Annotated in this window: 21 protein-coding genes and 1 pseudogene; 9 read left to right on the top strand and 13 right to left on the bottom strand. The window is 70.5% G+C overall.

Annotated elements, in window-relative coordinates; translation table 11 throughout:
• Positions 1–3: 3 nt before the first annotated feature.
• Entirely contained in the window at positions 4–789 is a 786-nt protein-coding gene (locus OG758_RS39560) for an electron transfer flavoprotein subunit beta/FixA family protein (RefSeq protein WP_326714271.1), read from the bottom strand.
• A gap of 142 nt (positions 790–931) precedes the next feature.
• Here OG758_RS39560 and OG758_RS39565 point away from each other — a divergent pair, with 142 nt between their 5' ends.
• From OG758_RS39565 to OG758_RS39575, 3 genes and pseudogenes are all read left to right on the top strand, one after another.
• Positions 932–1600 carry a TetR family transcriptional regulator gene (locus OG758_RS39565; protein ID WP_326716183.1) on the top strand — a complete coding sequence of 223 codons (669 nt, stop codon included), beginning with the start codon at positions 932–934 and terminating at the stop codon, positions 1598–1600.
• 133 nt (positions 1601–1733) lie between these two features.
• Positions 1734–2147: a Zn-ribbon domain-containing OB-fold protein gene (locus OG758_RS39570; RefSeq protein WP_382060508.1), complete on the top strand. Its 414-nt coding sequence runs from the start codon at positions 1734–1736 to the stop codon at positions 2145–2147.
• Between the two features lie 83 nt (positions 2148–2230).
• A pseudogene (locus OG758_RS39575) lies at positions 2231–2405 on the top strand (3-hydroxyacyl-CoA dehydrogenase family protein); the annotation flags it as partial.
• A 25-nt stretch (positions 2406–2430) separates the two neighbouring features.
• On the opposite strand, the gene OG758_RS39580 reads toward OG758_RS39575, so the two are convergent.
• Together OG758_RS39580 and OG758_RS39585 are read right to left on the bottom strand one after the other, a co-directional pair.
• Positions 2431–3693 carry an arginine deiminase gene (locus OG758_RS39580; RefSeq protein WP_326714272.1) on the bottom strand — a complete coding sequence of 421 codons (1263 nt, stop codon included), beginning with the start codon at positions 3691–3693 and terminating at the stop codon, positions 2431–2433.
• 39 nt (positions 3694–3732) lie between these two features.
• The gene (locus tag OG758_RS39585; RefSeq protein ID WP_326714273.1) at positions 3733–5193 is read right to left on the bottom strand and encodes a basic amino acid/polyamine antiporter; all 1461 of its coding nucleotides are present in this window, start codon (positions 5191–5193) and stop codon (positions 3733–3735) included.
• Positions 5194–5378: 185 nt separating this feature from the next.
• Here OG758_RS39585 and OG758_RS39590 point away from each other — a divergent pair, with 185 nt between their 5' ends.
• A complete protein-coding gene (locus OG758_RS39590) occupies positions 5379–6470 on the top strand; it encodes a baeRF3 domain-containing protein (protein ID WP_326714274.1) in 1092 nt (363 codons plus the stop codon).
• 71 nt (positions 6471–6541) lie between these two features.
• The gene (locus tag OG758_RS39595) at positions 6542–7186 is read left to right on the top strand and encodes an FxLYD domain-containing protein (RefSeq protein WP_326714275.1); all 645 of its coding nucleotides are present in this window, start codon (positions 6542–6544) and stop codon (positions 7184–7186) included.
• Between the two features lie 44 nt (positions 7187–7230).
• On the opposite strand, the gene OG758_RS39600 is transcribed toward OG758_RS39595, so the two are convergent.
• From OG758_RS39600 to OG758_RS39615, 4 genes are all read right to left on the bottom strand, one after another.
• Positions 7231–8208, bottom strand: coding sequence for a threo-3-hydroxy-L-aspartate ammonia-lyase (locus tag OG758_RS39600; protein WP_326714276.1), 978 nt, complete (start codon positions 8206–8208; stop codon positions 7231–7233).
• A 65-nt stretch (positions 8209–8273) separates the two neighbouring features.
• Positions 8274–8897: a helix-turn-helix transcriptional regulator gene (locus OG758_RS39605; RefSeq protein ID WP_326714277.1), complete on the bottom strand. Its 624-nt coding sequence runs from the start codon at positions 8895–8897 to the stop codon at positions 8274–8276.
• 84 nt (positions 8898–8981) lie between these two features.
• A complete protein-coding gene (locus tag OG758_RS39610) occupies positions 8982–9680 on the bottom strand; it encodes an HAD family hydrolase (RefSeq protein ID WP_326714278.1) in 699 nt (232 codons plus the stop codon).
• Positions 9681–9705: 25 nt separating this feature from the next.
• Positions 9706–10188: an Lrp/AsnC family transcriptional regulator gene (locus OG758_RS39615; protein WP_326714279.1), complete on the bottom strand. Its 483-nt coding sequence runs from the start codon at positions 10186–10188 to the stop codon at positions 9706–9708.
• A 229-nt stretch (positions 10189–10417) separates the two neighbouring features.
• Here OG758_RS39615 and OG758_RS39620 point away from each other — a divergent pair, with 229 nt between their 5' ends.
• Positions 10418–12640: an NADP-dependent isocitrate dehydrogenase gene (locus OG758_RS39620; protein ID WP_326714280.1), complete on the top strand. Its 2223-nt coding sequence runs from the start codon at positions 10418–10420 to the stop codon at positions 12638–12640.
• A gap of 88 nt (positions 12641–12728) precedes the next feature.
• Here OG758_RS39620 and OG758_RS39625 read toward each other — a convergent pair whose 3' ends face one another.
• From OG758_RS39625 to OG758_RS39645, 5 genes are all read right to left on the bottom strand, one after another.
• Positions 12729–12881: a hypothetical protein gene (locus tag OG758_RS39625; RefSeq protein WP_326714281.1), complete on the bottom strand. Its 153-nt coding sequence runs from the start codon at positions 12879–12881 to the stop codon at positions 12729–12731.
• Positions 12882–13034: 153 nt separating this feature from the next.
• The gene (locus tag OG758_RS39630) at positions 13035–13919 is read right to left on the bottom strand and encodes an LLM class F420-dependent oxidoreductase (RefSeq protein ID WP_326714282.1); all 885 of its coding nucleotides are present in this window, start codon (positions 13917–13919) and stop codon (positions 13035–13037) included.
• Positions 13920–14054: 135 nt separating this feature from the next.
• Positions 14055–15599 (bottom strand): GMC family oxidoreductase, encoded by a 1545-nt coding sequence (locus OG758_RS39635; protein ID WP_326714283.1) that lies wholly within the window; start codon positions 15597–15599, stop codon positions 14055–14057.
• A 20-nt stretch (positions 15600–15619) separates the two neighbouring features.
• Positions 15620–17188 carry an APC family permease gene (locus tag OG758_RS39640; protein ID WP_326714284.1) on the bottom strand — a complete coding sequence of 523 codons (1569 nt, stop codon included), beginning with the start codon at positions 17186–17188 and terminating at the stop codon, positions 15620–15622.
• Positions 17189–17230: 42 nt separating this feature from the next.
• Complete coding sequence (locus OG758_RS39645) at positions 17231–18700, bottom strand: aldehyde dehydrogenase family protein (RefSeq protein WP_326714285.1); 1470 nt, start codon at positions 18698–18700, stop codon at positions 17231–17233.
• A gap of 462 nt (positions 18701–19162) precedes the next feature.
• Between OG758_RS39645 and OG758_RS39650 the strand changes: the two genes are divergently transcribed.
• The 3 genes from OG758_RS39650 to OG758_RS39660 all read left to right on the top strand — a co-directional run bounded on the left by OG758_RS39650 (position 19163) and on the right by OG758_RS39660 (position 23559).
• Positions 19163–20674 carry an FUSC family protein gene (locus OG758_RS39650; protein WP_326716185.1) on the top strand — a complete coding sequence of 504 codons (1512 nt, stop codon included), beginning with the start codon at positions 19163–19165 and terminating at the stop codon, positions 20672–20674.
• 299 nt (positions 20675–20973) lie between these two features.
• On the top strand, positions 20974–22311 hold the full coding sequence (locus tag OG758_RS39655; RefSeq protein WP_326714286.1) for a nitric oxide synthase oxygenase: 1338 nt from the start codon (positions 20974–20976) through the stop codon (positions 22309–22311).
• A 207-nt stretch (positions 22312–22518) separates the two neighbouring features.
• Positions 22519–23559: a lactonase family protein gene (locus OG758_RS39660; RefSeq protein WP_382060507.1), complete on the top strand. Its 1041-nt coding sequence runs from the start codon at positions 22519–22521 to the stop codon at positions 23557–23559.
• Between the two features lie 86 nt (positions 23560–23645).
• On the opposite strand, the gene OG758_RS39665 is transcribed toward OG758_RS39660, so the two are convergent.
• Positions 23646–24596: a sirohydrochlorin chelatase gene (locus OG758_RS39665; RefSeq protein ID WP_326714287.1), complete on the bottom strand. Its 951-nt coding sequence runs from the start codon at positions 24594–24596 to the stop codon at positions 23646–23648.
• Positions 24597–24677 lie beyond the last annotated feature (81 nt).

Here is a 24677-nt window from a genome sequence, read left to right on the forward strand (position 1 = left end):
GGGCTAGATGAACTTCTGGCCCGCGAGGAACTCGGCGAGCTGCTTGCCGCCCTCGCCCTCGTCCTTGACGATCGTGCCCGCGCTGCGCGCCGGACGCTGAGCCGCCGCGTCCACGACCGTCCACGCACCCGCCAGACCCACCTCGTCGGCCTCCAGGCCCAGATCCGACAGATCCCAGGACTCGACCGGCTTCTTCTTCGCCGCCATGATCCCCTTGAACGACGGGTAGCGCGCCTCACCCGACTGGTCGGTCACCGACACCACCGCCGGCAGCGAAGCCTGAACCTGCTCGGAAGCCGTGTCACCGTCACGACGACCCGTCACCACACCACCCTCGACGGACACCTCCGAGAGCAGCGTCACCTGCGGCACACCCAGCCGCTCCGCCAGCAGCGCCGGAACCACACCCGCCGTGCCGTCCGTCGACGCCATACCCGAGACCACCAGATCGAAGCCGGCCTTCTCGATCGCCTTCGCCAAAACCAGCGACGTGCCCACGATGTCCGTACCGTGCAGATCGTCGTCCTCGACATGGACCGCCTTGTCCGCGCCCATCGACAACGCCTTACGCAACGCGTCCTTCGCGTCCTCCGGACCCACCGTCAACACGGTGACCTCCGCATCGTCCACCCCGTCCGCGATCTGCAACGCCTGCTCGACCGCGTACTCATCCAGCTCCGACAGCAGCCCGTCCACATCATCACGGTCCACCGTCAGATCATCAGCGAAATGCCGGTCCCCCGTCGCATCCGGCACATACTTCACGGTGACAACGATCCTCAAGCTCACGCCGGCTCTCCTGCCCTCTGGTTCCTGAAAGCGACACTATGGCACTCAGTACCCTCTGGCAAGGTACGTGGTGCCAGATGAGCCGCTTCGGTGTTACGTTCCCGGCATGACTGAGGCGACCAGACCGGCCAAGAAAGCGCCGATGCGCGAGGTGCTCGCCGAGGCGGCGTTCCAGCTCTTCCTCGACCGGGGTTTCGAGCAGACCACGGTCGACGACATCGTCGCCCGTGCGGGTGTCGGGCGCAGGTCGTTCTTCCGGTACTTCCCGTCCAAGGAGGACGCAGTCTTCCCGGATCACGAGCGCTGCCTCGCCGACATGACGGCGTTCCTCGAAGAGGCCGACGGCGGCGACCCGGTGGGTACCGTCGCCGACGCGGCGCGCCTCGTGCTGCGCATGTACGCGGCCAACCCCGAGTTCTCCGTGCAGCGTTACCGCCTCACGCGCGAGGTGCCGGGGCTGCGGACGTACGAGCTGTCGGTGGTGCGGCGCTACGAGCGCACCCTGGCGGGCTATCTGAGGGAGCGTTTCGAGGGGGAGCGGGACGGCGCGCTGCGGGCCGAGGTGATCGCCGCGTCCGTCGTCGCCGCCCATAACAACGGGCTCCGCTCCTGGCTCCGTTCGGGTGGTGAGGGAGACCCGTACGCGGCCGTGGACCACGCTCTGGGGATGGTGCGCGGTGTGTGGAGTGGCGCGGATCAGGGTGCGGCCCTGCCCGCCGCGGAGGACGAAGTCGTCGTGATGGTCGCACGGAAGGGTGCCCCGATGTGGCAGGTCGTGCAGCGGATCGAATCGGCCTTGGGTCAGGGCTGAGGGCTCGATCCAGAGATGAATCCGGCTTGATTTGGCACTCAGTACCTTTACAGCGCGGAACTCAGTGCCATACGGTGCGGAGGCGCCGGCGCGATGGTGCGGCGCATCAGAGCCGAGCGCAGGGGGCCGAGCCGTGTCCGAGACAGCAACCCACACCGCGCCGATCGGGCACGCGGTGTCCCACACCGCGCCGACCGGGCCCGACGGGACCGGCCTGACGATCCAGCGCTGCCGATGGTGCGGCACCGCCTCGTTCCGGCGGCTTCTGTGTCCGGTGTGCGCGTCGAGCGATCTGCAGGCCGAATACAGCGACGGACTTGGCGTCGTCGTGCAGTCCAGCGTCGTGAACCGGTACACGGGCACGGCGCGCAACGAGTCCCTCGTCCGTTTCCCCGAAGGCTTCGTGTTCCGGTGCCGTGTCGTCGGTGCCGCCCCGAACCTGGTGTGGATCGGCGCCCGGGTGCGGCCCGTGGCCGGCAGCGACCCCGACGCAGGGGAAGTGGTCTTCGAGCTGTGCGACACGGGCGGACGCACCGACTGGCAGTGACTCTGCCGTATTGCGACAACTGGTGGCCCGGCAACCGCGGGCGGCCGTAAGCGAGGACGATCTTCGATGCGTGAGTTCGGCAGGGCCCGCTGCGGCTCCTCGACCTCATCGGCCTCGACACCGCCCGGTCCATCGCGGAGTCGATGTACGACGAGTTCAAGGAGCCGCTGTACGCGCCCCCCGCTGCTGCGCCGCATGGTCGCCGCGGGCGCGCTCGGCCGGAAGTCGGGGCGCGGCTTCTACGCATACGACAGTTAGTTGAGCCGGGCGCACTCGGCGCCGGTCAGAAGTCGACCGGGTCCCGGATCAGCGGGCATGTCATGCAGTGGCCACCGCCTCGGCCGCGGCCGAGTTCAGCGCCGACGATGGTGATGACCTCGACGCCCGCCTTGCGCAGCAGCGTGTTCGTCTGGGTGTTGCGGTCGTAGGTGATGACGACGCCCGGCTCGACCGCGACGGCGTTGTTGCCGCTGTCCCACTGCTGGCGCTCGGACGCGTAGACGTCGCCGCCGGTCTCGATCACGCGCAGTGCGCCGAGGCCGAGGGCCTTCGCCACGACGTCGACGAACGGGCGCGCGCCTTCGTCGGTGATGTGGAGGCCGGACGGATCGTCGCCGGGGCGCAGCGTGAAGGTGTGGACGGCGTCCACGATGGCCGGGTAGAGCGTGACGATGTCGCGGTCGGCGAAGGTGAAGACGGTGTCCAGGTGCATGGCGGAGCGCAGCTTCGGCATGCCGGCGACGATGACCTGGTCCGCCGCGCCGTTCTCGAACAGCGCGGCCGCCACCTGCGTGATCGCCTGGCGAGAGGTGCGTTCGCTCATGCCCATCAGGACGACGCCGTTGCCCACGGGCATGATGTCGCCGCCCTCGAACGTGGCCTGGCCCCAGTCCCGTTCGGGGTCTCCCCACCACACGGTGGAGCCGGTGAAGTCGGGGTGGAACGTGTAGATCGCCTTCATCAGCAGGGTCTCGTCGTGGCGTGCGGGCCAGTAGAGCGGGTTGAGGGTGACGCCTTCGTACAGCCAGCAGGTCGTGTCGCGGGTGTAGAGGGTGTTGGGCAGGGGCGGCATCAGGTACTCGCGTACGCCCGTCGACTCGCGGACCAGGGCGACGTAGTCGGAGCGGAACTCGTCCGGCAGGTCGGTGGTGGCCAGGCCGCCGATCAGATACTCGGTGAGACGGTGCGGGCTGAGCTCGTCGAGGAAGGCCCGGGTGTCGTCCATGAGGCCGAGGCCGACCTCGTTCGCGACGATCTTGCGGTCCAGGAGCCAGGCCTTCGCCTCGGGGATCGTCATGGTCTCGGTGAGGAGTTCGTGCAGTTCGACGACGTCGACGCCGCGTCCGCGCAGCTTGTTGACGAAGTCGGCGTGGTCGCGCTGAGCGTTCTCCACCCACATCACGTCGTCGAAGAGGAGGTCGTCGGAGTTGGTCGGGGTGAGCCTGCGGTGGGCGAGGCCGGGCGCGCAGACCAGGACCTTGCGCAGCGTGCCGACCTCGGAGTGGACGCCGAGCGCCGGCTCGGCCGTGGTGTCGTTGCTGGTCACGATGTGCCTTCCAGAGAGTCGGTGTGACGGGCGGGCCGGTCAGAGGCTGATCCAGCCGGTCGCCAGGGCGATGACACCGAGGACAGCTCCGGCCACGGACACCGCGAGGATGACGAGTTCGGCGGGGGAGAACAGGCGTCTGCCCTGTTCGCGGCGGGCCATCACGAAGAGGACCGTGGCGGGCGCGTAGATGATGAACGACACCAGGACGAACTTCATCCCGGCCGCGTAGAGAAGGAACGCCGTGTAGACGGTCGCGAGGCCCCCCACGACGAGTTCGCCGCGTGAGTCGTGGGCCCCGACCGTGAGCGCGTCCGGCCGCACCGCGATCTTCACGGCGAACGCGGCGGCCAGCAGGAACGGGATCAGCGAGAGCGCGCTCGTCAGATCGAGCGCGAAGTTGAACGCGTCGTCCGAGAACGAGGTGATGACCAGGACGACCTGGGAGAGGGCCGTGGTCATCACAAGCGCGGGCACAGGAACGTCGGCCCGGCTCGTGCGGGCCAGGAACCGCGGCATGTCACTGTCCCGGGCGGCGACGAGGAGGACCTCGGCCGCCATCAGCGTCCACGCGAGATAGGCGCCGAGCACGGAGATGATCAGGCCGACGCTGACGAACACCTTGCCCCAGGTGCCGACCGCCTCCTCGAGGACGCCCGCCATGGACGGCTGGCGCAGCTCGGCGATCTCGCTCATCGGCAGGATGCCGTACGACACGATCGTGACGGAGGCGAAGACGGCGAAGACGCTCAGGAAGCCCAGCACGGTCGCGCGTCCGACGTCCTCGCGGCGTTTGGCGTGGCGGGAGTAGACGCTCGCGCCCTCGACGCCGAGGAACACGAAGACCGTGGCCAGCATCGTCCCTCTGACCTGGTGGAACAGTGAGCCGGCGTAGTCGGCGCCGCCGAAGTTCTCCGCGAAGACATGCGGCTTGAGGCAGAACAGGGCCAGCAGGACGAAGACGAGGATCGGCACGACCTTCGCGACGGTGACGATGCGGTTGATCGTGGCGGCTTCCTTGACGCCCCGCCGGATCAGGAAGAAGAACGCCCACAGCCCCGCGGAGGAAAGGATGATCGCGAGGGCGGTGTCGCCCTCGCCCAGGGCCGGTGCGATCGCGCCGATGGTCGACATGATCAGTACCCAGTACGTCACATTGCCGACGCAGGCGCTGGCCCAGTAGCCGAACGCCGAGAAGAAGCCGAGGTATTCGCCGAACCCGGCCTTGGCGTACGCGTACACACCGGCGTCCAGGTCGGGCCTGCGGACGGCGAGCTTCTGGAAGACGAAGGCGAGCATCAGCATGCCGGTGCCGGCGATGGCCCACGCGATCAGGGCGCCGGCGACGCCGGTCTCCTGGGCGAAGCGGCTCGGCAGGGAGAAGACGCCGGCACCGACCATGGATCCGACGACCATCGTCGTCAGCGTGAGCAGGGTCAGCTTGGCCGTGGGCGACTGCTCGGGCTGGTCGGCGGCGAGGGAGCCTTCTGCCTGCGTCATGTCTTCCTCTGGCCGTGGGGCGTTGGAACCGACAGAGGACGACCATATTCATAAAATGACCGGAATGTCCCCTTGAGGGCGTGCGAGTGGCAAGGGGAGTGGCGCCGCGCGCCGAACCGGAATTTCGGGCATATCGTGCATCGAGGAAGCCTTGTGAAGCCTCACGCCTCCGGAAAGGCGCTCCCATGCAGCCCGAACTGACACCCGCCGTGCTCGCGTCGCTGCGCCGGCCCCGGCACTATCCGGCCGTGTCGGTCCTCATGCCCACGCACCGGCGCAAGCCGGACAACGCGCAGGACCCCATCCGGCTGCGCAATCTGCTGGCCGGCGCGGCCAAGGAGCTGGAGGCCGATCCCGCGGTGACCCCGGAGCGCCGCCAGGACGTCGTCGAGCAGCTGGATCTGGCGCTCGCGGAGATCGACCTCGACCACGCCGAGGACGGTCTGGCGATCTTCGCCTCGCCGGGCGAGCACCATGTGTGGTCGCTGCCGCGCACCGTCCCCGAACGGGTCGTCCTCGCCGACACGTATCTGACCCGCAATCTCGTCGCCGCGTACACCGCCGAACAGCCCTACTGGGTCCTCGCGGTCTCGGCGGACCGAGCCGCGCTGTGGAGGGGCGACGCGCGGCGCCTCGTGGAGCAGCACACCGCGGGATTCCCGCTGACCCGGAGCCTCGACGACCCCGACGCCGAGCGCAAGGAGCGCATCGGGGACCTGTCGAGCACCTACCGCGACGAGCAGACCCGCCGGTTCCTCCGGCAGGTCGACACGGCGCTCGGCGAGGCCCTGGCTCCGACGGCGCGGCTGTACGTCGCCGGTGAGCAGGCGGCCGTCACCCTGCTCAACGAGGTCGGAACCGCCACCGGGCACGCCGTCCCCGTGGCCCACGGCGGGCTCGCGAACGCCGGAGCGGAAGCGGTGCGCGAGGCGGTGCGGCCCGCCGTCGCCGCACAGGAGCAGCAGACCGTGGCCGCCACCATGGCGGACATCGAGCGCGCCCGGGGATGGAAGGAGTTCGCCGCGGGCGTGGACGAGGTGTGGGAGCACGTCGCCGCCGGGCGGGTCCGCGCACTCGTCGTCGAGGAGCACTTTCGCACCACCGTCCGGCTGGACGGCGACCACCTGGTCCCGGCCGAGCCCGGCGACCTGGACGCCCACGACGACATCGTCGACGAGATCGTCGAACGGGCCCTGGAGACGGGCGCCGAGGTGCGTTTCGTCCCCGACGGAACCCTCCCGGAGGGGACGGGAATCGTCGGAATCATGCGTTATTGACCTCGTCGGCACCCCTGTCAGAGGTGTCGGAAAGAGCCAGAGCTTTCGGAGAGATTCAAGGAGACGTCTGAATGAGTGCCGGTTCCCCCGGGAAGAAGCCAGCGCCGCGCCGGCGGCGGTCCATGACGGCCGTCCTCGCGGTGCTCGCCGCCTCGACAAGCGCCGCGGCCCTCGTGTCGTGCAGCACGGACAACGGCAACAACAGTTCGTCGAGCGTCAGCCCGCGCGCGACACCCCCCAATACGGCTTCCTTCTCCGGCACCCCGCCCTCCGCGATGGCGTCGGCAGCCAAGTCCGCCATCGCCTCGGCGAAGGCGGAGGCCTCGGCGGCGGCGAGCTCCGCTTCGGCCAGGGCCTCCGAGTTCGAGGCGTCCGTGTCGGCCGAGGTGGAACGGGCCAACGCCGCGGCCGCCAGTGAACTCATGAAGGTCAAGGGCCAGGGCAACGCCATGGCCGACGTCGCCCTCACCGGGAAGCCTCGGTCCCAGACGGGCGGCGTGTTCGCCGTCGTCGTCAACATCACCAACCGCACCGACAAGAAGGCGTCCTATGCCGTGCAGGTCGACTTCAAGGACGCCGACGGCAAGGTCGTCGAGACCCGGTACGTCGGCGCGGAGAACCTCGACCCCGGTGAGCGGGCCCAGCCTCTCGCCATCAGCCGCAAGCCCCCGGAGATGAAGCTGACCGCGAAGGTCGCCAAGGCGCAGCGCTACTGAGACCGAGCAGTGCTGCTGAGAGCGCGGCGCTGCGGAGAAGCGCCTCAGGGCCTGAGCAACTGCGTGAAGCGTTCGACGTCGACGTTGCCGCCGCTGACGATCACACCGACGCGGCGGCCGCGCAGCTGCCCGGCCAGGGCGCGCGCGGCGGCGAAGCCGAGGCAGCCCGTCGGCTCGACGACGGTCTTCATCCGGGTGTGGAAGATCCGCATGCACTCGACGAGTTGGTCGTCCGTCGCGGTGAGGATGTCGTCGACACCGTCCTTGATGACGGCGAAGGTGTGCTTGCCCAGGTGCCGTGTCTGCGCGCCGTCCGCGATCGTCTGCGGGGTGTCGATGTCGACGATGTGGCCCTCGCGCAGCGACTGCCTGCCGTCGTCGCCCGCCTCGGGCTCGACGCCGTAGACCGCGCAGCCCGGGGACAGCGCGCGGGCGGCGAGGATCGACCCGGAGAGCAGGCCGCCGCCGCCCAACGGCACGAACAGCGCGTCGAGTTCGCCGACCTCCTCGAACAGTTCCTTGGCCGCGGTGCCCTGACCCGCCATCACATCCGGGTGGTCGTACGGCGGGATCAGCGTCAGGCCCCGCTCGGCGGCGACCCGGTGCCCGATCTCCTCGACGTTCTCCGAGTAGCGGTCGTACATCACGAGCTCCGCGCCGTACCCCTTGGTGGCGGCCAGCTTGGCCGCGGGCGCGTCGTGCGGCATGACGATGGTCGCGGGCATTTCCAGGATGGCGGCGGACAGGGCCACGGCCTGCGCGTGGTTGCCGGACGAGTAGGCGACGACGCCGGCCCGGCGCTGCTCCGGGGAGAACCTGGACAGCGCGTTGAACGCGCCGCGGAACTTGAAGGCGCCCATGCGCTGGAAGTTCTCGCACTTGAAGTGGAGGGAGGCGCCGAGTTCGGCGTCGGTGAGGCGCGAGGTGAGCACGGGGGTGCGGTGGGCGTGCGGGGCGACGCGCTCGTGCGCGCGCACGACGTCCTCGTAGGTCGGCAGGTCGGTCGGCGTCAGGTCGGCCATGGGGGACTTCCTCTCAATCGGCAGTTGTTCATGTGGCGTCCGGGCGTGCGGCATGTGGCATCCGCTCATTTGGCATCCGCGTACACCGTCGCCCTCGACACACCCAGGTGGTCGGCGACGATGCCCGCCGACCGGCGTACTTCCATGAAGCCCTGCGCCTTCAACTCCCGTACGAGTTGCCGGCGTTGAGTCGTCCGCAGGGCGCGGGGCGTGGTCGCGCGGTCGGCGGCGAACGCGTCGATGCGGGCGCGGATGGCGTCGCCGCCCGCCGGGTCGAGCGACTCGGCGGGGGCCGCGGAGCCGTCGGAGCGGCCGAAGTGGTCGAGCACGGTGCCGATGCCGTCGAAGACGGTCATGTCGATGTTCAGGCAGAGCGCGCCGGCGTAGTGGCCCCGCTCGTCCTTGATGCCGATCGACGTGCTCTTGGCCCGGCGGCCGTCCGCGAACCGGTTCGGATAGTTCGCCACGACCTGCGGGTACGCGTCGTCGGCCAGCCGTGCGAGCCCGAGTTCGGTGGCGGGGTCGCCCACGGAACGGCCCGACAGGTTGTTCTCGATGGCGACGATCGCGTGGTCCGGGTCGTCGAGATCGTGCACGACGACCTCGCAGAACGGTGCGAACGTGGCCGCGAGCCCCTTGGCGACCTGCTGGAGCTGCTCCATGAGATGGGGGTGACCGGGTTCGGACATGCTGACATTTTATAAAAAGCTGGACTGTTCGTCCAGAGAGATCAATTGTCGTGCGGAGAGGTCACGTGGCTACGTGTCACGTGGTCACGTGCTCGGAGCCGCCGTCCTCGCCAGCCAGTCGTACGCGGCCTCGGCCGTGAACTCGCGCTGCCCGCCCCGGAACAGCAGTCCCGCCGTGGCGAACGCGGGATCGTCGGCCTGCGCGGCCACGTACGGGACCGCGATGCAGCGCATCCCCGCGGCATACGCGGCCGCGGCTCCCGGGATCGCGTCCTCCATCACCGTGCAGTGTGCGGGCATCGCGCCGAGCCTGCGCGCCGCTTCCAGGAACACGTCGGGCGCGGGCTTGCCGTGGGCGACCTCGTCCGCGGAGACGTAGATCCTGAGCTGTGCGGCCAGGCCCGTACCCGACAGGATCGCGTCGATGGCCTCGGGCGACGATCCGGACGCGACGGCCATCGGGACCCCCGCGTCGTGCAGCCGCTCCACGAACTTCCGCATCTGCGGGTAGACCGGCGTGCCGGCGCGCGCGAGCGCCAGATAGCGGGTGTTCATCTCCGTGAGCACTGCCTCCACCGAGGCCTGGATGCCGTGCTTCCGGCGCAGGATCCCGATGGTCTCCTGGGTGCTGATGCCGACGTACGACTCGTGTTCCTGCCAGGTGAAGTCCGGGACGCCGTGCTCGGCGAGGGTGCGCCGGCACGCCTCGAAGTAGTTCGGCTCGCTGTCCACGAGGGTTCCGTCGAGGTCGAGGACGACCGCGGTGCTGCCCAGGGTGCTCATGTGCTCCAGGATGCCAAGTCCGCGGTCACCGGCGCTCGGCGGCGGCCCGGCCGATCGCCTCGACGAGCGGCAGGACCCGGTGCGGCACGCGCTCGCGCAGCGCGACCTCGGTGCGGGTGCGGACCACGCCGGGCAGCCGGTTGAGCTGCTGGATGATGTCCTCCAGATGGCCGTTGTCGCGGGCCGCCACGCGCGTCAGGAGGTCTCCGCCGCCGGTGATCGAGAAGGCCTCGATGATCTCCGGAACCCCGGCCAGCGCGTCGCCGACGTCTTCGAGATGGCCCTGCGTGACCTCGATGTGGACGAACGCGAGGACCGGGTGCCCGAGCGCCGTGGGGGAGAGGGCCGGGCCGGTGCCGGTGATCACGCCTTCGCGCTCCAGCCGGTCGAGCCGCGCCTGGAGCGTGCCGCGGGCCACGCCGAGGATGCGGGCGTACTCACGCACACTCGTACGCGGCTGCTCCAGGAGGAGCCGCAGGATGCGGGTGTCCAACTCGTCCACGGCCATGGGCTGCGGCCTCCTTCACGGGGCGGTGATCGCTGGACGACTGTACCAATGGTCCAGCGGATCCGGGATTGTGCGGGCCAGTGGGTGAATCGGCACGTTTCGGAGGGTCGCGGCGAGGGAGTGCCCAGGATCCGGTGCGGGGTCCTGTCGAGAGGGGGCCGGTCACGAGATATCTTGATGTCGAGCAATGTTGCAGACGAGAGACGCAGACTGTGGAGCGGAGCACCCGGTGACTGACTCGACCATCATCTATACGCACACCGACGAGGCCCCGGCCCTCGCGACGTATTCGTTCCTGCCCGTGGTCGAGGCCTACGCCTCGACCGCCGGCGTCAGTGTGGAGAGCCGCGACATCTCGCTGGCCGGGCGGATCATCGCCAGCTTCCCGGAGCGCCTCGAGCAGGGCCAGCGCATCGACGACGCGCTCGCCGAGCTCGGCGAGCTGGCCAAGACGCCCGGCGCGAACATCATCAAGCTGCCGAACATCTCGGCCTCCATCCCGCAGCTGAAGGCGGCCGTCGCCGAGCTGCAGGGCCAGGGCTACGCGCTGCCGGACTACCCGGACGACCCGCAGACGGACGAGGACAAGGACGTCCGCGCCCGTTACGACAAGGTCAAGGGCAGCGCCGTCAACCCGGTCCTGCGCGAGGGCAACTCCGACCGCCGCGCCCCCGCGTCGGTCAAGAACTACGCCAAGGCGCACCCCCACCGCATGGGCAAGTGGACGCCGGAGTCGAAGACCAACGTCGCCACCATGGGCGTCAACGACTTCCGTTCCACCGAGAAGTCCGCGGTCATCGCCGAGCCCGGCACCCTGCGCATCGAGCTGGCGGCCGCCGACGGCACCACCACCGTCCTGCGCGAGTCCGTCCCGGTCCTCGCGGGCGAGGTCATCGACGCCTCCGTCATGCGCGTCGCCGCGCTGCGCGAGTTCCTCACGGCGCAGATCGCCAAGGCCAAGGCCGAGGGCGTCCTGTTCTCCGTGCACCTCAAGGCCACGATGATGAAGGTCTCCGACCCGATCATCTTCGGTCACGTCGTGCGCGCCTTCTTCCCGAAGACGTTCGCCAAGTACGGCGAGGCGCTCGTCGCCGCCGGCCTGTCCCCGAACGACGGCCTCGGCGCCATCCTCAAGGGCCTGGACTCCGTGCCCCACCTGGGCGCCGAGATCAAGGCGTCCTTCGAGGCCGAGATCGCCGAGGGCCCCGCCCTCGCCATGGTCGACTCCGACAAGGGCATCACCAACCTGCACGTACCGTCCGACGTCATCGTCGACGCGTCCATGCCGGCCATGATCCGCACCTCCGGCCACATGTGGGGCCCGGACGGCGACGAGGCCGACACCCTCGCGGTGCTGCCCGACAGCAGCTACTCCGGCGTCTACCAGGTCGTCCTCGACGACTGCCGCGCCAACGGCGCCTTCGACCCGTCCACGATGGGCTCGGTGCCGAACGTCGGCCTCATGGCGCAGAAGGCCGAGGAGTACGGCAGCCACGACAAGACCTTCGAGATCCAGACCGCGGGCACCGTGCGCCTCGTGGACGCCGCGGGCAACGTGGTCCTGGAGCAGGAGGTCGCCGAGGGCGACATCTTCCGCGCCTGCCAGACCAAGGACCTGCCCATCCAGGACTGGGTCAAGCTCGCGGTCACCCGCGCCCGCGCTACCGGCAACCCGGCCGTGTTCTGGCTCGACGAGGGCCGCGCGCACGACGCGACGCTCATCGAGAAGGTCAAGACGTACCTGGCCGACCACGACACGGACGGTCTGCAGATCGAGATCATGTCGCCGGTCGAGGCGACCGCGTTCTCCCTGGAGCGCATCCGCCGCGGCGAGGACACCATCTCCGTCACCGGCAACGTGCTGCGCGACTACCTGACCGACCTCTTCCCGATCCTCGAGCTGGGCACGAGCGCGAAGATGCTCTCCGTCGTCCCGCTGATGAACGGTGGCGGTCTGTTCGAGACGGGCGCCGGCGGCTCCGCCCCGAAGCACGTCCAGCAGCTCGTCAAGGAGGACTACCTGCGCTGGGACAGCCTCGGTGAGTTCCTCGCCCTCGCCGTCTCCTTCGAGCACCTCGCGACCACCACGGGCAACGCCCGCGCCAAGGTCCTGGGCGACACCCTCGACCGCGCGACCGGCACCTTCCTCAACGAGGACAAGTCGCCGAGCCGCAAGCTGGGCGGCATCGACAACCGCGGCAGCCACTTCTACCTCGCCCTGTACTGGGCGCAGGAGCTGGCCAGGCAGACCGACGACGCCCAGCTCGCCGAGGCGTTCGCGCCGCTCGCCAAGACCCTTGGTGAGCAGGAGCAGACGATCGTCGACGAGCTGATCGCCGTCCAGGGCAACCCGGCCGACATCGGCGGCTACTACCAGCCCGACGCCGCCAAGGCCGAGGCGATCATGCGCCCGTCGGCCACGTTCAACCAGGCCATCGCGTCGCTCGCCTGAGCATTTCAGACAGCACTCCCGGTGTGACACGTTCCGCCCCGGTCGGCACCAGTCGACCGGGGCGGTCCCGTATCCGAGGTACGGGTGACTACGTGGCCGCCTCCGAGGCGCGCCGGTAACGCAGCAGCTCGACCCCGTGCCCGAACCTCCGGCTCTCCACCAGCCGGAGCGGGACCCTGCGGTCCGACGCGGGGCACAGCGGTTTCCCGCCCCTGATCAGCACCGGTTGGACGTCTCGCATCTCAACCCCATCATTTGTCGAAGCGGTTGTGACCGGGCGGATCACTACCGCCGGTCATCCCTCAACCGTGTGAGGGTGCGCGGCGCATGGGGCGTGCGACAGGGGTGGGCCTGGGGGGCACGGGATTTCGCGCGAGGATTTCACCCCCTGGACTCAGAGCTCCAGCGCCGCCGCCAGCCGCCGCCACTGCTCGCGGGGCAGGCCGGCCCGGTCCTCGCCCGGGGCCAGCACCTGGATGGCGACGTGGTCCGCGCCCGCGTCCAGGAAGGCGTCGATCCGCTCGCGCACCCGCTGCTCGTCACCCCAGCCGAAGAGGGCGTCGACGAGCCGGTCGCTGCCGCCGTGCGCGAAGTCGTCCTCGGTGAAGCCGAGACGCAGCCAGCTGTTGGTGTAATTGGTCAGCTGCAGATAGAGCGCCAGCGTCTCGCGGGCGGTCGCCCGGGCGCGTTCCGGGTCGGCCTCCAGGACCACGGTGAACTCCGGCGCGAGCAGCGGCCCCTGGCCGAGCGCCTCACGGGCCTGCGCGGTGTGCTCCGGGGTGACGAGATACGGGTGGGCGCCGGCGGCACGGTCCCGGGAGAGCTCCAGCATGCGCGGGCCGAGGGCGGCCAGCACGCGGCGGTCGGCCGGGATCCCCGCGGCGTCCAGCGCGTCGAGGTAGTCGACCATGGCGGCGAACGGACGTTTGTACTGCGTGGTGAGCTTCGCGTGGCTCACGCCGAGGCCGAGCAGGAACCGGCCGGGGCGGGCGGCCTCCAGGGCGGCCCAGCGGTCGGCGGTCTCCTGCGCCTCGTGCTCCCAGATGCTGAGGATGCCGGTCGCGACAGTGATCTTCGAGGTGGCCTCGATCAGCGGGGCGGCGTGTTCGATGCCGCTGCTGCCGCCGAGCCAGAGAGCGCCGTAGCCGAGCTGCTCCAACTCCATTGCGGTTTCGGAGAGTTCGGCTGCCCGAGCAGGGTCTGGGTCGCGCAGTCCGGTGTTCCACAGGCCGTACCTGCCGATCGCGGATGCCTGCGTGCCGCTGTCGCTGAAGCTCATGACTTGTCTCCCGCTGCCAGGTGGATCGATGTCCGACGTCTGCCGCAACCCTCGTAGGCGATCTTGTATTCCATCACCACAAAACCGTGCGCGATGCCCGCGCGGGCGGAGCGCACCGTCAACACCCTCCCCGGATCAACTTGCCTTGATCATGTCGGCGCATTTCTCGCCGATCATCATCGTCGTGATACACGGATTGACGGCAGGCAGGAACGGCATGACCGACGCGTCGGCCACCCGCAGCCCGCTGACCCCCTTGACCCGCAGCTGCGGGTCGAGCGGAGAGTCCGCGTCGGACTCCGAGCCCATCCGGACCGTTCCCGCCGGGTGATACACCGTGTTGTGGGTCTCCTTGATGTACGAGAACAGCTCGTCGTCGGACTGAGCGGCAGGGCCCGGGGCGAGTTCGGTACCCGCCCAAGCGGCCATGGGCGTCTGCGCCGTGATCTCCCGTGCGAGCCGAAGCCCGTGGGTCATCACCCGGATGTCGTGCTCATCCGTGAAGTACCGCGGGTCGACCTTGGGCTTGTCACGGAAGTCGCGGGTGCGCAGCCGCACCGTGCCCATGGACCGGGCCCGGGTGACGTTCGGCGTGAGACAGAACGCGTTGTCCGTCGTCGGGTAGCCGCGCCGGTACGTGTTCATGTCGAAGGGCACCGAGCCGTAGTGGAACATCAAGTCGGGCCGGTCCAGGCCTGGTTCGGTACCGGCGAAGATGCCGATCTCCCACCACTGGGTGGACCTCGTGACCATGGGCTGCTTCGCCTCCCACATGATCACGCCCTCCGGGTGGTCCTGGAGGTGCGAGCCGACCCCCGGGGAGTCCACCCGCACGTCGACGCCGCAGTCGCGCAGATCCCCGGCCGGGCCGATGCCCGAGAGCATCAGCAGCTTCGGCGAGTCGATGGCCCCGCAACTCACGATGACCTCACTCCGCGCCGCGACCGAGCCGCTGTGAACTGTGTCGGGCTCCAAGTATTCGACACCGGTGCAGCGATTGCTGTCGTCGAAGAGCAGCTGCTTGGCCTGGAGCCCGGTACGGATCTGCAGATTCGGCCGACTGCCGAGAATCGGATGGAGATACGACACGGACGCGGACGAACGGGTGCCGTCCTCACGGGCGTTGATCTGGAACCAGTGCGCGCCGCGCACCACCGTGGAGCCGGTGTTGAACGGCGTGGTGGGAATGCCCGCGTCGGCGCAGGCGGCCAGCAGGGCCCTGCCGCACGGGTCGTCGGGCGGGATCGTGCGGATGGTGACGGGGCCGGATCGGCCGTGGTGGTCCCCGGGCGCGTCGTTGGTCTCCAGGCGCTGGTAGAGCGGGTAGCAGTCCGCGGCGCTCCACCCCGTACAGCCGAGCGACCCCCACTCGTCGAGATCCTCGGCCGGCGCCCAGAACGCGATGCATGAGTTGTGCGACGAGCAGCCGCCGAGGACCTTGGCGCGGGCGTGCCGCAGGAAGCTGTTGCCGTTCTCCTGCGGCTCCACCGGGTAGTCCCAGTCGTAACCGGACTCCAGCAGGGCCATCCACCGCTCGAGCCGCAGGATGCTGTCGTCGCCGACGTCGGAGGGGCCGGCTTCCAGCACGCAGACAGTGACGGCCGGGTCCTCGCTCAGGCGCGCGGCCACGACCGCACCGGCCGTACCGCCGCCGACCACCACGTAATCGAACTCATCCACCTCTGCTGCTCCTTCTCGACTCACGCTCCGCCGTGGGCCGGCGCGGGCTCCGGCGGTTCCCCGACGGCGTGTTCGGCGATCACGCCGGTCTTCTTGCGCTGCACGAACCAGTAGTAGGCGAAGCCCGCGGCCGCGACGACGCTGACGAACAGGACGCCGCCCCATCGCAGGTACCAGTGCTGGGGTCCGGTGGCGTTGTAGACCGCGGCGCGCGGCCACAGCAGGTTGACCGACATCGCGGCGCCCCAGAGCACCGCCAGGATGTTGACCGGCAGGCCTAGGCGGCCCAGTGAGAAGTAGCCGGGCGCGGGCGTCCACTCGCCGCGCAGCCGCTGTACCAGCATGGGGCCCGTGACCAGCAGATACGCGATGTAGATCATGATGATGGCGATGCTGGTGACAACCGAGAAGATCTGCGGTTGCTTGATGTTGACGACGAGGATGGCGATCGCCACGATCCCGATCAGACACGTGGCGACCACCGGTGTCTTGAACCGCGGGCTGATCCTGGCCAGTCTGGAGCCGGCCGGCAGGTTGTTGTCGCGGGCCATCGCGAACGCCATGCGCAGGCCGGCGGTCTGTACGGACAAGGCGCACACGGTGATGGCGATGACGACGCACCACAGCACGGCCAGGCCGACCGTCTCGCCGAGCGTGGCCTTCACCACGTACTGCAGACCGTCCACCGACAGCTCTTTGGCCCGCAGATCAGGGGTGGCGAGCAGTGCGAAGAGCAGGATCAGGCCTCCCAGGACGAAGGAGGCGATGAGTGCGCGCAGGATGGCGCGCGGAGCGTTGCGGGCCGGATCGACGGACTCCTCGCCGAGCGAGGAGGCGGTGTCGAAGCCGTACATCACGTACGCCGAGGCGAGTGACGCGGTCAGGAATGCGCCGAGGTAGCCGAGCGGCTGGCCCTGTCCGTAGCCGTCGGTGTCGACGATCGCGCTCGGACCGCGGGTGATGTGCGCTGCCAGCAGGCCCACCAGCACGACCGCGGCGATCAACTCGATGAACACACCGGCGGAGTTGATGGTGGCCATCAGTTTGACGCCGAAGGCGTTGATCAGGGTGGTGAAGAGGATGAGGATCGTGCCCAGGAGTACGGCGTTGGTGGCCGCGTCGTACTGTCCCGTCCCGTCGCCGATCACCTGGAAGATGCTTGAGATCTGAGGCAGCGTCAGCTGGTACGCGAGGGCCACGGCGGCCAGCGACACCATGGTCGCGATCGTCATCATCCAGCCGGCCAGCCAGCCGATGTGCGGACCGCCCGTGTGCTTGGCCCAGTTGTAGACCGACCCCGCGACGGGGAAGCGCCCCGCGAGTTCACAGAAGTTCAGCGCCACCATCAGCTGCCCGATGAAGACCATCGGCCACGACCACCAGTAGGCCGGCCCACCGAAGCTGACGCCGAAGTAGAACAGCTGGAAGGTGCCTGTCAGGATGGAGATGTAACTGATTCCGGCGGCGAAGGTGTGGAAATTGCCGAGGGTGCGCTTGAGTTCGGGCTTGTAGCCCAGCTCCGTGAGCGCGGCGTCCTGGTCGTGACCACTCGCCGGGTGACCAGGTCCATCAGGCGGAATGTCCGGCATCGCCGTTCTCCTCTCCCGCGCGGGTGGTGGCGTGCCCAGGGCTCACTCGAACCACCGCTGGGGCCGTGGGGCGGTGTTACGCCAGATGTGCTTGGCCTCCTGGTACTCCGCGAGGCCGGTCGGACCCAGCTCCCGGCCGACGCCGGACTGCTTCATGCCGCCCCACTCGGCCTGCGGTACGTACGGGTGGAAGTCGTTGATCCATACGGTCCCGGCGTTCAGCAGAGACGCGACCCGCTCGGCTCGCTCGGCGTTCTGCGTCCAGACCGCTCCGGTCAGGCCGTAGACGGTGTCGTTCGCGAGGGCGACCGCCTCGGCCTCGTCGCGGAACCGCTCGACGGTAAGGACCGGACCGAAGGATTCGTCGCGCACCACCGACATGCCCGGGCTGCACTCGGTGAGGACGGTCGGCGGATAGTAGTAACCGTCCCGCAGCGCCGGGTCCTCGGGCCGGACGCCGCCGCAGCGCAGCACCGCACCCTCCGCAACACCCGCGGCCACATATGCCTCGACCTTGTCGCGATGGGCGGCGGAGATCAGCGGACCCGTGCGGGCATCCTCGGCGAACGGGCCGCCCATCGGGATCGCCCGGGCCCGCGCCACCAGGTCCTCGACGAACCTGTCGTGCAGTTCGTCCTGGACCAGCAGCCGCGCCCCGGCCGAACAGACCTGACCGGAGTGCAGGAACACGGCCGTCAGGGCGTAGTCGACAGCCGTCTCGTAGTCGGCGTCGCCGAACACGATGTTGGGGTTCTTGCCGCCGAGCTCCAGAGCCACCTTCTTCACGGTGGCCGCGGCCGCGGCCATGATGCGCCGTCCCGTGACAAGACCACCGGTGAACGACACCATGTCGACCCGAGGGTCCTCGGTGAGCGGCGCTCCCGCGTCCGGACCGGTGCCCAGGACGAGATTGGCGACCCCGTCGGGCAGTCCGGCCTCGGTCAGCAGCCGCATCAGGATGATCGCGGTGTGGGGGGTGAGCTCACTGGGCTTGAGGACGAAGGTGTTGCCCGCGCCGAGCGCGGGGGCCACCTTCCAGGCGGTCTGCAGCAGCGGATAGTTCCAGGGAGTGATCAGCGCGCACACGCCGACCGGCACGTGCACCACTCGGCTGTCCACGCCGGGGTTGCCGGTGTCGACGATCCGGTCGGTGCCGCCGGAGGCCACCAGATTGCCGAAATAGCGGAAGCAGTTCGCGATGTCGTCCATGTCGTACTCGCTCTCCACGAGCCGTTTCCCGGTGTCCAGGGATTCGGCGCGGGCGAGTGCGTTCTTGTCACGCTCGATGAGGGCGGCCACACGCAGCAGCAGCGCGCCGCGCTCGGCGGCCGGTGTGGCGGGCCACGGTCCGCGGTCGAAGGCTTCACGGGCCGCGGCGACCGCCGCCGCCGCGTCCTGCGGACCCGCCTCGTCGACCCTGGCGACCGGCGTGCCATCGGCCGGGCAGCGGATCTCGCGCACCCGCCCGTCGACGGCGGAGATCCACCTGCCACCGATGAACAGCTCAGGCATGCAGACTCCTCCGGGTCGGACGTGCGATTCGGCTCCCGAGCACGGTCGGTCCTCCGACCCCGCTCCCGGGCACGCGGTGTGGTGCTCCGTCAACCGACAGTAAGTACGCGGCGTCGTCGGCGCAGCACCGCGGGGGCCAGCGGTGAGGTGAGGGACATCCCGTTGCCGGCGGGCGGGCCCCACGGCGGTCGTCACCGGCTTCAGGCGCGGCGGACGGGTCGTCGGCCGCGTCCGCCTGACGGTTCGAAGGCCGGCAGCGCGCCCTCTCCCTCGGTGTGGTCCGTTGGCCCCCTCCCGGCTTACGTGCGGCGCGTTTGACTGGGCCATTGGCCCAAGAATTTCTCCTGCTGTTGATCCATAGGCCCTTGAGATGCTGTGATGTTCCCGTCGATGGCGCTGCGGGATCTCCGCGGCGCCTTTTTCGTGCGGAGTTTCGCGGTGTCGCGGAAAGAGTGGGTGGCTGTGCTGAAGAGGGTGTTCGTGGCTCCGGATCCGGGGCGGCTACGGCTGCGCTTCGCGGCCCGTGGCGTCCTCGGTATCAGCCTTGCGGTGACCCTGTGCGGGCTCGCCGGACACTCGCTCGTCGCGGCCATCACCGGTGGCCTGGCCGCGCTGCTCGCCCTGTTCACGGTGACCGACGCGACGGTGCGCGGACAGGCCGTGACCACCGCGCTGCTCCCGGCCGTCGGACTCCCGGTGCTCGGGCTCGCGGCCGCGCTGCACGACGTGCCCGTCGTCCGTGACCTGGCGTTCCTCGGAGTCGTGGGCGCCGGCGTGTACGCGCGGCGGTGGGGGCCGCGCGGGCACTCGCTCGGCGTGTTCGCGTTCATGACCTTCTTCGCCGCGCAGTTCCTGCACACCGTGCCGGACCAGCTCCCCGAGCTGTACGCGGCCGTACTCCTCTCGCTCGCCGCCGCGTCAGTCGTGCGGTTCGGCCTGTGGTGCTACGAGCGCCGGCTGCCGGCGCCCGCGGCGGTGGCGGCGCCCACCGGCGGGAGCCGGCTCGCGCGCATCACGACGCGGCAGTCCGTGCAGGCGACCGTGGGCGCCGGCTTCGCGCTCGCGGCCGGTCAGGTGCTGTCCGACCAGCGGTGGTACTGGGCCGTGGGCGCCACGTGGTGGGTGTTCGTCAACACGACGTCCCGCGGGGAGACCGTGGTGCGCGGATTCCGGCGGTTCCTCGGCACGGTGCTCGGCATCGTGCTCGGCTTCGCCGTGGCCGTGCCGCTGCACGACCAGCCGGTCGCGGCCGCCGTGATCGTCGCGCTCAGCGTGTTCGGGATCTTCTACACCGCCGCTGTCTCGTACACGTGGATGATGCTCGCCGTCACCGTCATGGCGAGCATGCTGTACGGGCTGCTCGGCGTGCTCGACCCGGCGCTGCTCGCCCTGCGGGTCGGCGAGACCGCCGTCGGGGCGCTCGGCGCCGTGCTCGCGGTACTGCTCGTGCTGCCGGTGACCACGCACTCCGTCACCGACGCGTGGGTCGAGCGGGCCCTGCGTTGCGTGCACGCCTGCACCGCCGAGGCCGCCGCCCGGCTCGCGGGCTCACCGACGGCCGACCCGGCCCGGCGCGTGGCCGAACTGGAGTCGATCCTCGGCAGGGTGCGGCTCTCGCTCGCGCCGCTGGTGCATCCGTTCAGCCCGATGCGGGCGCGGATGGGCCGGGCCCGGCACGTACTCGCGCTGCTCGACGACTGCGCGCGCGAGGTGCGCGGGCTCGCCTCCGTCGTCGCCGACCCGGAGGCTTCGCACGACGCCCGGCTCGCCGCGGCCTGCTGGCGCGTGGAGACCGCTGTCGAGGCGCTCACCGACGCCCCGGCGGGCGGGCGGCGCCGCCAGACCGCATCCGCTGAGGTGCCGCATCTCGTCGAGGGCGAAGCGGTGCTGGCCCATCTCCATGCCCTGGAGCAGGCACTGCTCGAACTCGCCGTCCCGCTGCGCGGATCCAACAGGGTCGCGGTCGGCGCCTGAGCCCTCGCGGCTCCGGCCCACCGGAAGAGCGCGCGCCGGATATTTCGCGCCCCTGTTGTGCTCTTCGCGCTCCTCGCTGGTCTGGGTCTGATCGCGCTTACGGTCGCGGCCCTACGTCACTCGTCCCACCTGCGGCAACGCCCCGCGGGGTGGACGGCCCGGCGTGGCCCGGGGCGGATTCGCCCGTCACGTAGACGACGGATCGGCCCCCGGACGGGTGACGCAGCGGCATCATGTGGACGCACGGAGTGCGCGGCCCGCGGGAGGGCTCGCGGCCGGGGACCCCCTGGGAGTGCGCCATGCCCGATACACCACAGCGAACCGACGGTCCCGCCGGCTGGCTGGACCGAGCCGAGGCAAGAGACGGAGGCTCGGCCCGGGGCGGAGGCACGGCGCGGGACGGAGCCGTCGCCCGGAGCGGAGGTTTCCAGGAACGGCACGAACGCTGCCCGGAAGGCGCCGGCCGCCGTCACTCCGCCGCCGGTATTGGCCACCCCCGCAGCCCCGACCCCCGTACCCCAGTTCCCCGCACGCCGGAACTCTGGCCCGCTGCCTCCGACTTCATCCGCGCCCACCACGCCGAGGAGCGGCTCGGCGACGCGGCCCCGCGCCTGGCGGAGGCCTACGCCGAGATCGCGGAGACCGGAACGTATCGCCACACCGAGCGCGAGCTCACCTTCGGGGCCCGCGTCGCCTGGCGGAACGCCAACCGCTGCATCGGCCGTCTCTACTGGAACTCCCTGCACGTCCGTGACCGCCGCGACCTCACCGCCGCCGAGGACATCGCGGCCGCCTGCGCCGACCATCTGCGCGGGGCCTCCCAAGGCGGCCGCATCCGCCCCCTGATCACCGTCTTCGCACCTGACGCGCCGGACCGCCCCGGACCGCGCATCTGGAACGAACAGCTCATCCGGTACGCGGGGTACGTGCAGCGCGACGGTCGTGTCGTCGGCGACCCGCGCAACGAGGGCCTCACCGCGCTCGCCCGGCGTCTCGGCTGGCGCGGCGGCGACGGCACCCCCTTCGACGTACTGCCCCTGATCGTCCAGGGCACCGACGACAAGCCGCGCTGCTTCGACCTGCCGCCCGACGCGGTCCTCGAAGTCCCCATCGAGCACGAGGACCACGACTGGTGGGCCGGGCTGGGCCTGCGCTGGCACGCCGTGCCCGCCCTGTCCACGATGTGCCTGGAGATCGGCGGGATCTGCTACCAGGCCGCCCCCTTCAACGGCTGGTACATGGGCACCGAGATAGGCGCCCGCAACCTCGCCGACACCGACCGCTACGACCTCCTGCCGCGCATCGCGGAACGCCTCGGCCTCGACACCACCAGCGACCGCTCCCTGTGGAAGGACCGCGCCCTCGTCGAGCTGAACCGCGCCGTCCTGTACTCCTTCGACCGCGTCGGCGTCACCGTCACGGACCACCACACCGAGTCCCGGCGCTTCCTCACCCACCTCGACCGCGAGGAGCGCAAGGGCCGCACGGTCGGCGCCGACTGGTCCTGGATCGTGCCGCCGATCTCCGGCTCGGCCACCCCGGTCTTCCACCGCACGTACGACACCAAGGAGCGCACGCCGGCGTACGTACAGCATCCCGAGGCACTCGCCAGGGCGTCCGGTGACTTCCTGCTCTAGGGCCTTTCGTCCGGATCAGCTGGGCTCGCGGGTCCTGCACCAGGGGCCCCATTGCGTCGCCGCTTTCCTCCGCCTCGCAGCTGCACGCACCAGACCCCTTCCTTGCCCGGCCTGATCCGAACGAAAGGCCCTGGACCCCGCTGCTACCGTCGGCCGCACGAACGGCGAGCACCGGGCTCGCCGTGCAGGCGGTGCGAGGGGATTCGCGTGGGCGACAGGCAGGGCGGACGGGCGTACATCGGATCCTTCACCGCCGCGGGAGGCTCCGGGATCCTCACCGCGTCCGTCCACATGGACAGCGGCTCACTCACCGTGCTCAGCGCCGTCGACTCGCTTCCCGACCCCTCGTACCTCGCGCTCTCGCCCGCGCGCGACATCCTCTACGCGGTGAGCGAGACCGCCGAGGGGGCCGTCGCCGCGTTCCGTACCGGGGACGGCAAGCCTGAACTCGCCGGGCGCGGCGTGCTCGTCCGCGGCTCGGGCCCCACCCACCTCGCCCTGTACGTCGGCCATGTACTCACCGCCAACTACGGCTCCGGCAGCGTCACTTCGGTACGGCTGCGCGCCGACGGCACTCTCGACGGCGAGTCCGTCGACGTGCTGCGCCACGAGGGTTCGGGCACGCACCCCAAGCGCCAGCAGGGCCCCCACACCCACCAGGTGATGCCGGACCCCAGCGGCCGCTGGGCCGTCAGCGTGGACCTGGGCACCGACTCCGTGCGGATCTGCTCGATGCAGGGCGGGCGCCTGGAGGTGCACCGCGAGGTCGCGCTGCGGCCCGGCTCGGGACCGCGCCACCTCGCGTTCCACCCGCGCGGCGACCGCGCGTACATCCTGAACGAGCTCACGCCGACCGTCACCGTCTGCCGCTGGGACGCGGACGGCGGCGCCCTGCAGCCGCTCGGCGAGATCTCCGTGCTGCCGGACGCGCCGCACGGCGACGCGTTCCCGTCCGAGGCCGTCGTATCGCCCGACGGGCGCTTCCTGTGGACCGCCACGCGCGGCGCGAACGTCATCTCCGTCCTCGCCCTCGACGTCACCGGAGACCGGCCGACGCTGCGCGCCACCGTCTCCTGCGGCGGCGACTGGCCACGCGGCCTGGCCCTGCACCCCTCCGGCCGCTTCCTGTACGCGGCGAACGAGCGGTCCGGCGACGTGACGTGGTTCTCCGTCGACCGCGAGACCGGCCTCCCACGCCGCAGCGGCTCCATCGAGGCGCCCGCCGCGTCCTGCGTGATCTTCGGCTGAGACCGTTCCCGGGCGGGTACGGCGACGGGCCCGACCCCACCGGGGTTCGGGCCCGTCGCCGGGTGCCTGTGTACGGTCCGGGTCCGTTAGAGGACCGGCGCGCCCTGCGGCTGCTGCGGGGCGATGCCCAGCGCCGTCGTGTACTTCGACAGGGCCAGCTTGCCGATCGCCGGGTAGGCGCCCAGCGACTCGGCGGAGGCGCAGCCCGCCTCGTTCGCCGCCGCCTCCAGGAGGCTGGCGTCTATCTCCGGGCCGATCAGGTACGGGGCGAGCGCCAGCTGCTGCGAGCCGGATCCGCGCAGCTGCTCGGCGGTCGCCGCGATGGCGCCCTCCTCGTCGAGCGCGGCCGCCATGACCGGCACCGCGAGGCGCGCGGCCAGGAGCATGCCGGTGATCCCGGCCGCCTGGACAGCCTCGTCGCCGCCGACCGAGGCGAGGATGATGCCGTCGGCGGCGGTCGCCACCGTGAACAGCCGGGCGCGGTCGGCACGGGCCAGGCCCGCCTCCGACAGACGCACGTGCAGGCCCTCCGCGAGCAGCGGGTGCGGGCCGAGGACGTCCGTCAGCTCGGCGGCCGTACGGCTGTCGATCACGGCCTGCCGGATGCGGCGCGTGAGCGCGCTGTCCGGGCCCGCGAGCAGGGGCACGACCACGGCGACCGGTCCGTCGGGCTCCGCGACGTCGGCGCCCGCGGCACGGGCCTGCTCGAAACGGGCGGTGCGCTCCTTCGCGGCGCGCGAGAGCACGGCCCGCAGGGAGGGGAACTCGGCGAACGCCGAGGCCTCGGCGGCCTCCGAGTCGTCACCGTCGAGGTATCCGATGCGGGCCTCGAGGCCCGGCAGCTCGGAGCGGGCGATGCTGACGACCTCTTCGGCGAGGCTGCGCGAGGCGTTGCTGGGCGTGCCGGGCACCGCGAGGACGAGTGCGGGTGCGCCCTCGGGGGCGGCCACGGGTTCCGGGCGGCGGTGCCGACCGGGCTGACGGGGTCGCGGCATTCGTACAGGCAGGCCGGATGCAGGCCCAGTGGGGGAGCTCATGCCGCCGCATGCTACTGGCTCACGGGTCTCCCTTGTTCGGGGAGGGGGCAGCTGAGCGGTATCCGTCCGTATTTATCCTTT

Source organism: Streptomyces sp. NBC_01474, assembly GCF_035918215.1.
GTDB lineage: Bacteria > Actinomycetota > Actinomycetes > Streptomycetales > Streptomycetaceae > Streptomyces > Streptomyces aureus.

Bases quoted from the DNA above. Each gene is read 5' to 3' on its own strand.
- OG758_RS39565 (WP_326716183.1), top strand. From the start codon at position 932: ATGCGCGAGGTGCTCGCCGAGGCGGCGTTCCAGCTCTTCCTCGACCGG.
- OG758_RS39585 (WP_326714273.1), bottom strand. From the start codon at position 5,193: ATGACGCAGGCAGAAGGCTCCCTCGCCGCCGACCAGCCCGAGCAGTCG.
- OG758_RS39590 (WP_326714274.1), top strand. From the start codon at position 5,379: ATGCAGCCCGAACTGACACCCGCCGTGCTCGCGTCGCTGCGCCGGCCC.
- OG758_RS39595 (WP_326714275.1), top strand. From the start codon at position 6,542: ATGAGTGCCGGTTCCCCCGGGAAGAAGCCAGCGCCGCGCCGGCGGCGG.
- OG758_RS39600 (WP_326714276.1), bottom strand. From the start codon at position 8,208: ATGGCCGACCTGACGCCGACCGACCTGCCGACCTACGAGGACGTCGTG.
- OG758_RS39605 (WP_326714277.1), bottom strand. From the start codon at position 8,897: ATGTCCGAACCCGGTCACCCCCATCTCATGGAGCAGCTCCAGCAGGTC.
- OG758_RS39610 (WP_326714278.1), bottom strand. From the start codon at position 9,680: ATGAGCACCCTGGGCAGCACCGCGGTCGTCCTCGACCTCGACGGAACC.
- OG758_RS39615 (WP_326714279.1), bottom strand. From the start codon at position 10,188: ATGGCCGTGGACGAGTTGGACACCCGCATCCTGCGGCTCCTCCTGGAG.
- OG758_RS39625 (WP_326714281.1), bottom strand. From the start codon at position 12,881: ATGCGAGACGTCCAACCGGTGCTGATCAGGGGCGGGAAACCGCTGTGC.
- OG758_RS39630 (WP_326714282.1), bottom strand. From the start codon at position 13,919: ATGAGCTTCAGCGACAGCGGCACGCAGGCATCCGCGATCGGCAGGTAC.
- OG758_RS39640 (WP_326714284.1), bottom strand. From the start codon at position 17,188: ATGCCGGACATTCCGCCTGATGGACCTGGTCACCCGGCGAGTGGTCAC.
- OG758_RS39645 (WP_326714285.1), bottom strand. From the start codon at position 18,700: ATGCCTGAGCTGTTCATCGGTGGCAGGTGGATCTCCGCCGTCGACGGG.
- OG758_RS39655 (WP_326714286.1), top strand. From the start codon at position 20,974: ATGCCCGATACACCACAGCGAACCGACGGTCCCGCCGGCTGGCTGGAC.
- OG758_RS39665 (WP_326714287.1), bottom strand. From the start codon at position 24,596: ATGAGCTCCCCCACTGGGCCTGCATCCGGCCTGCCTGTACGAATGCCG.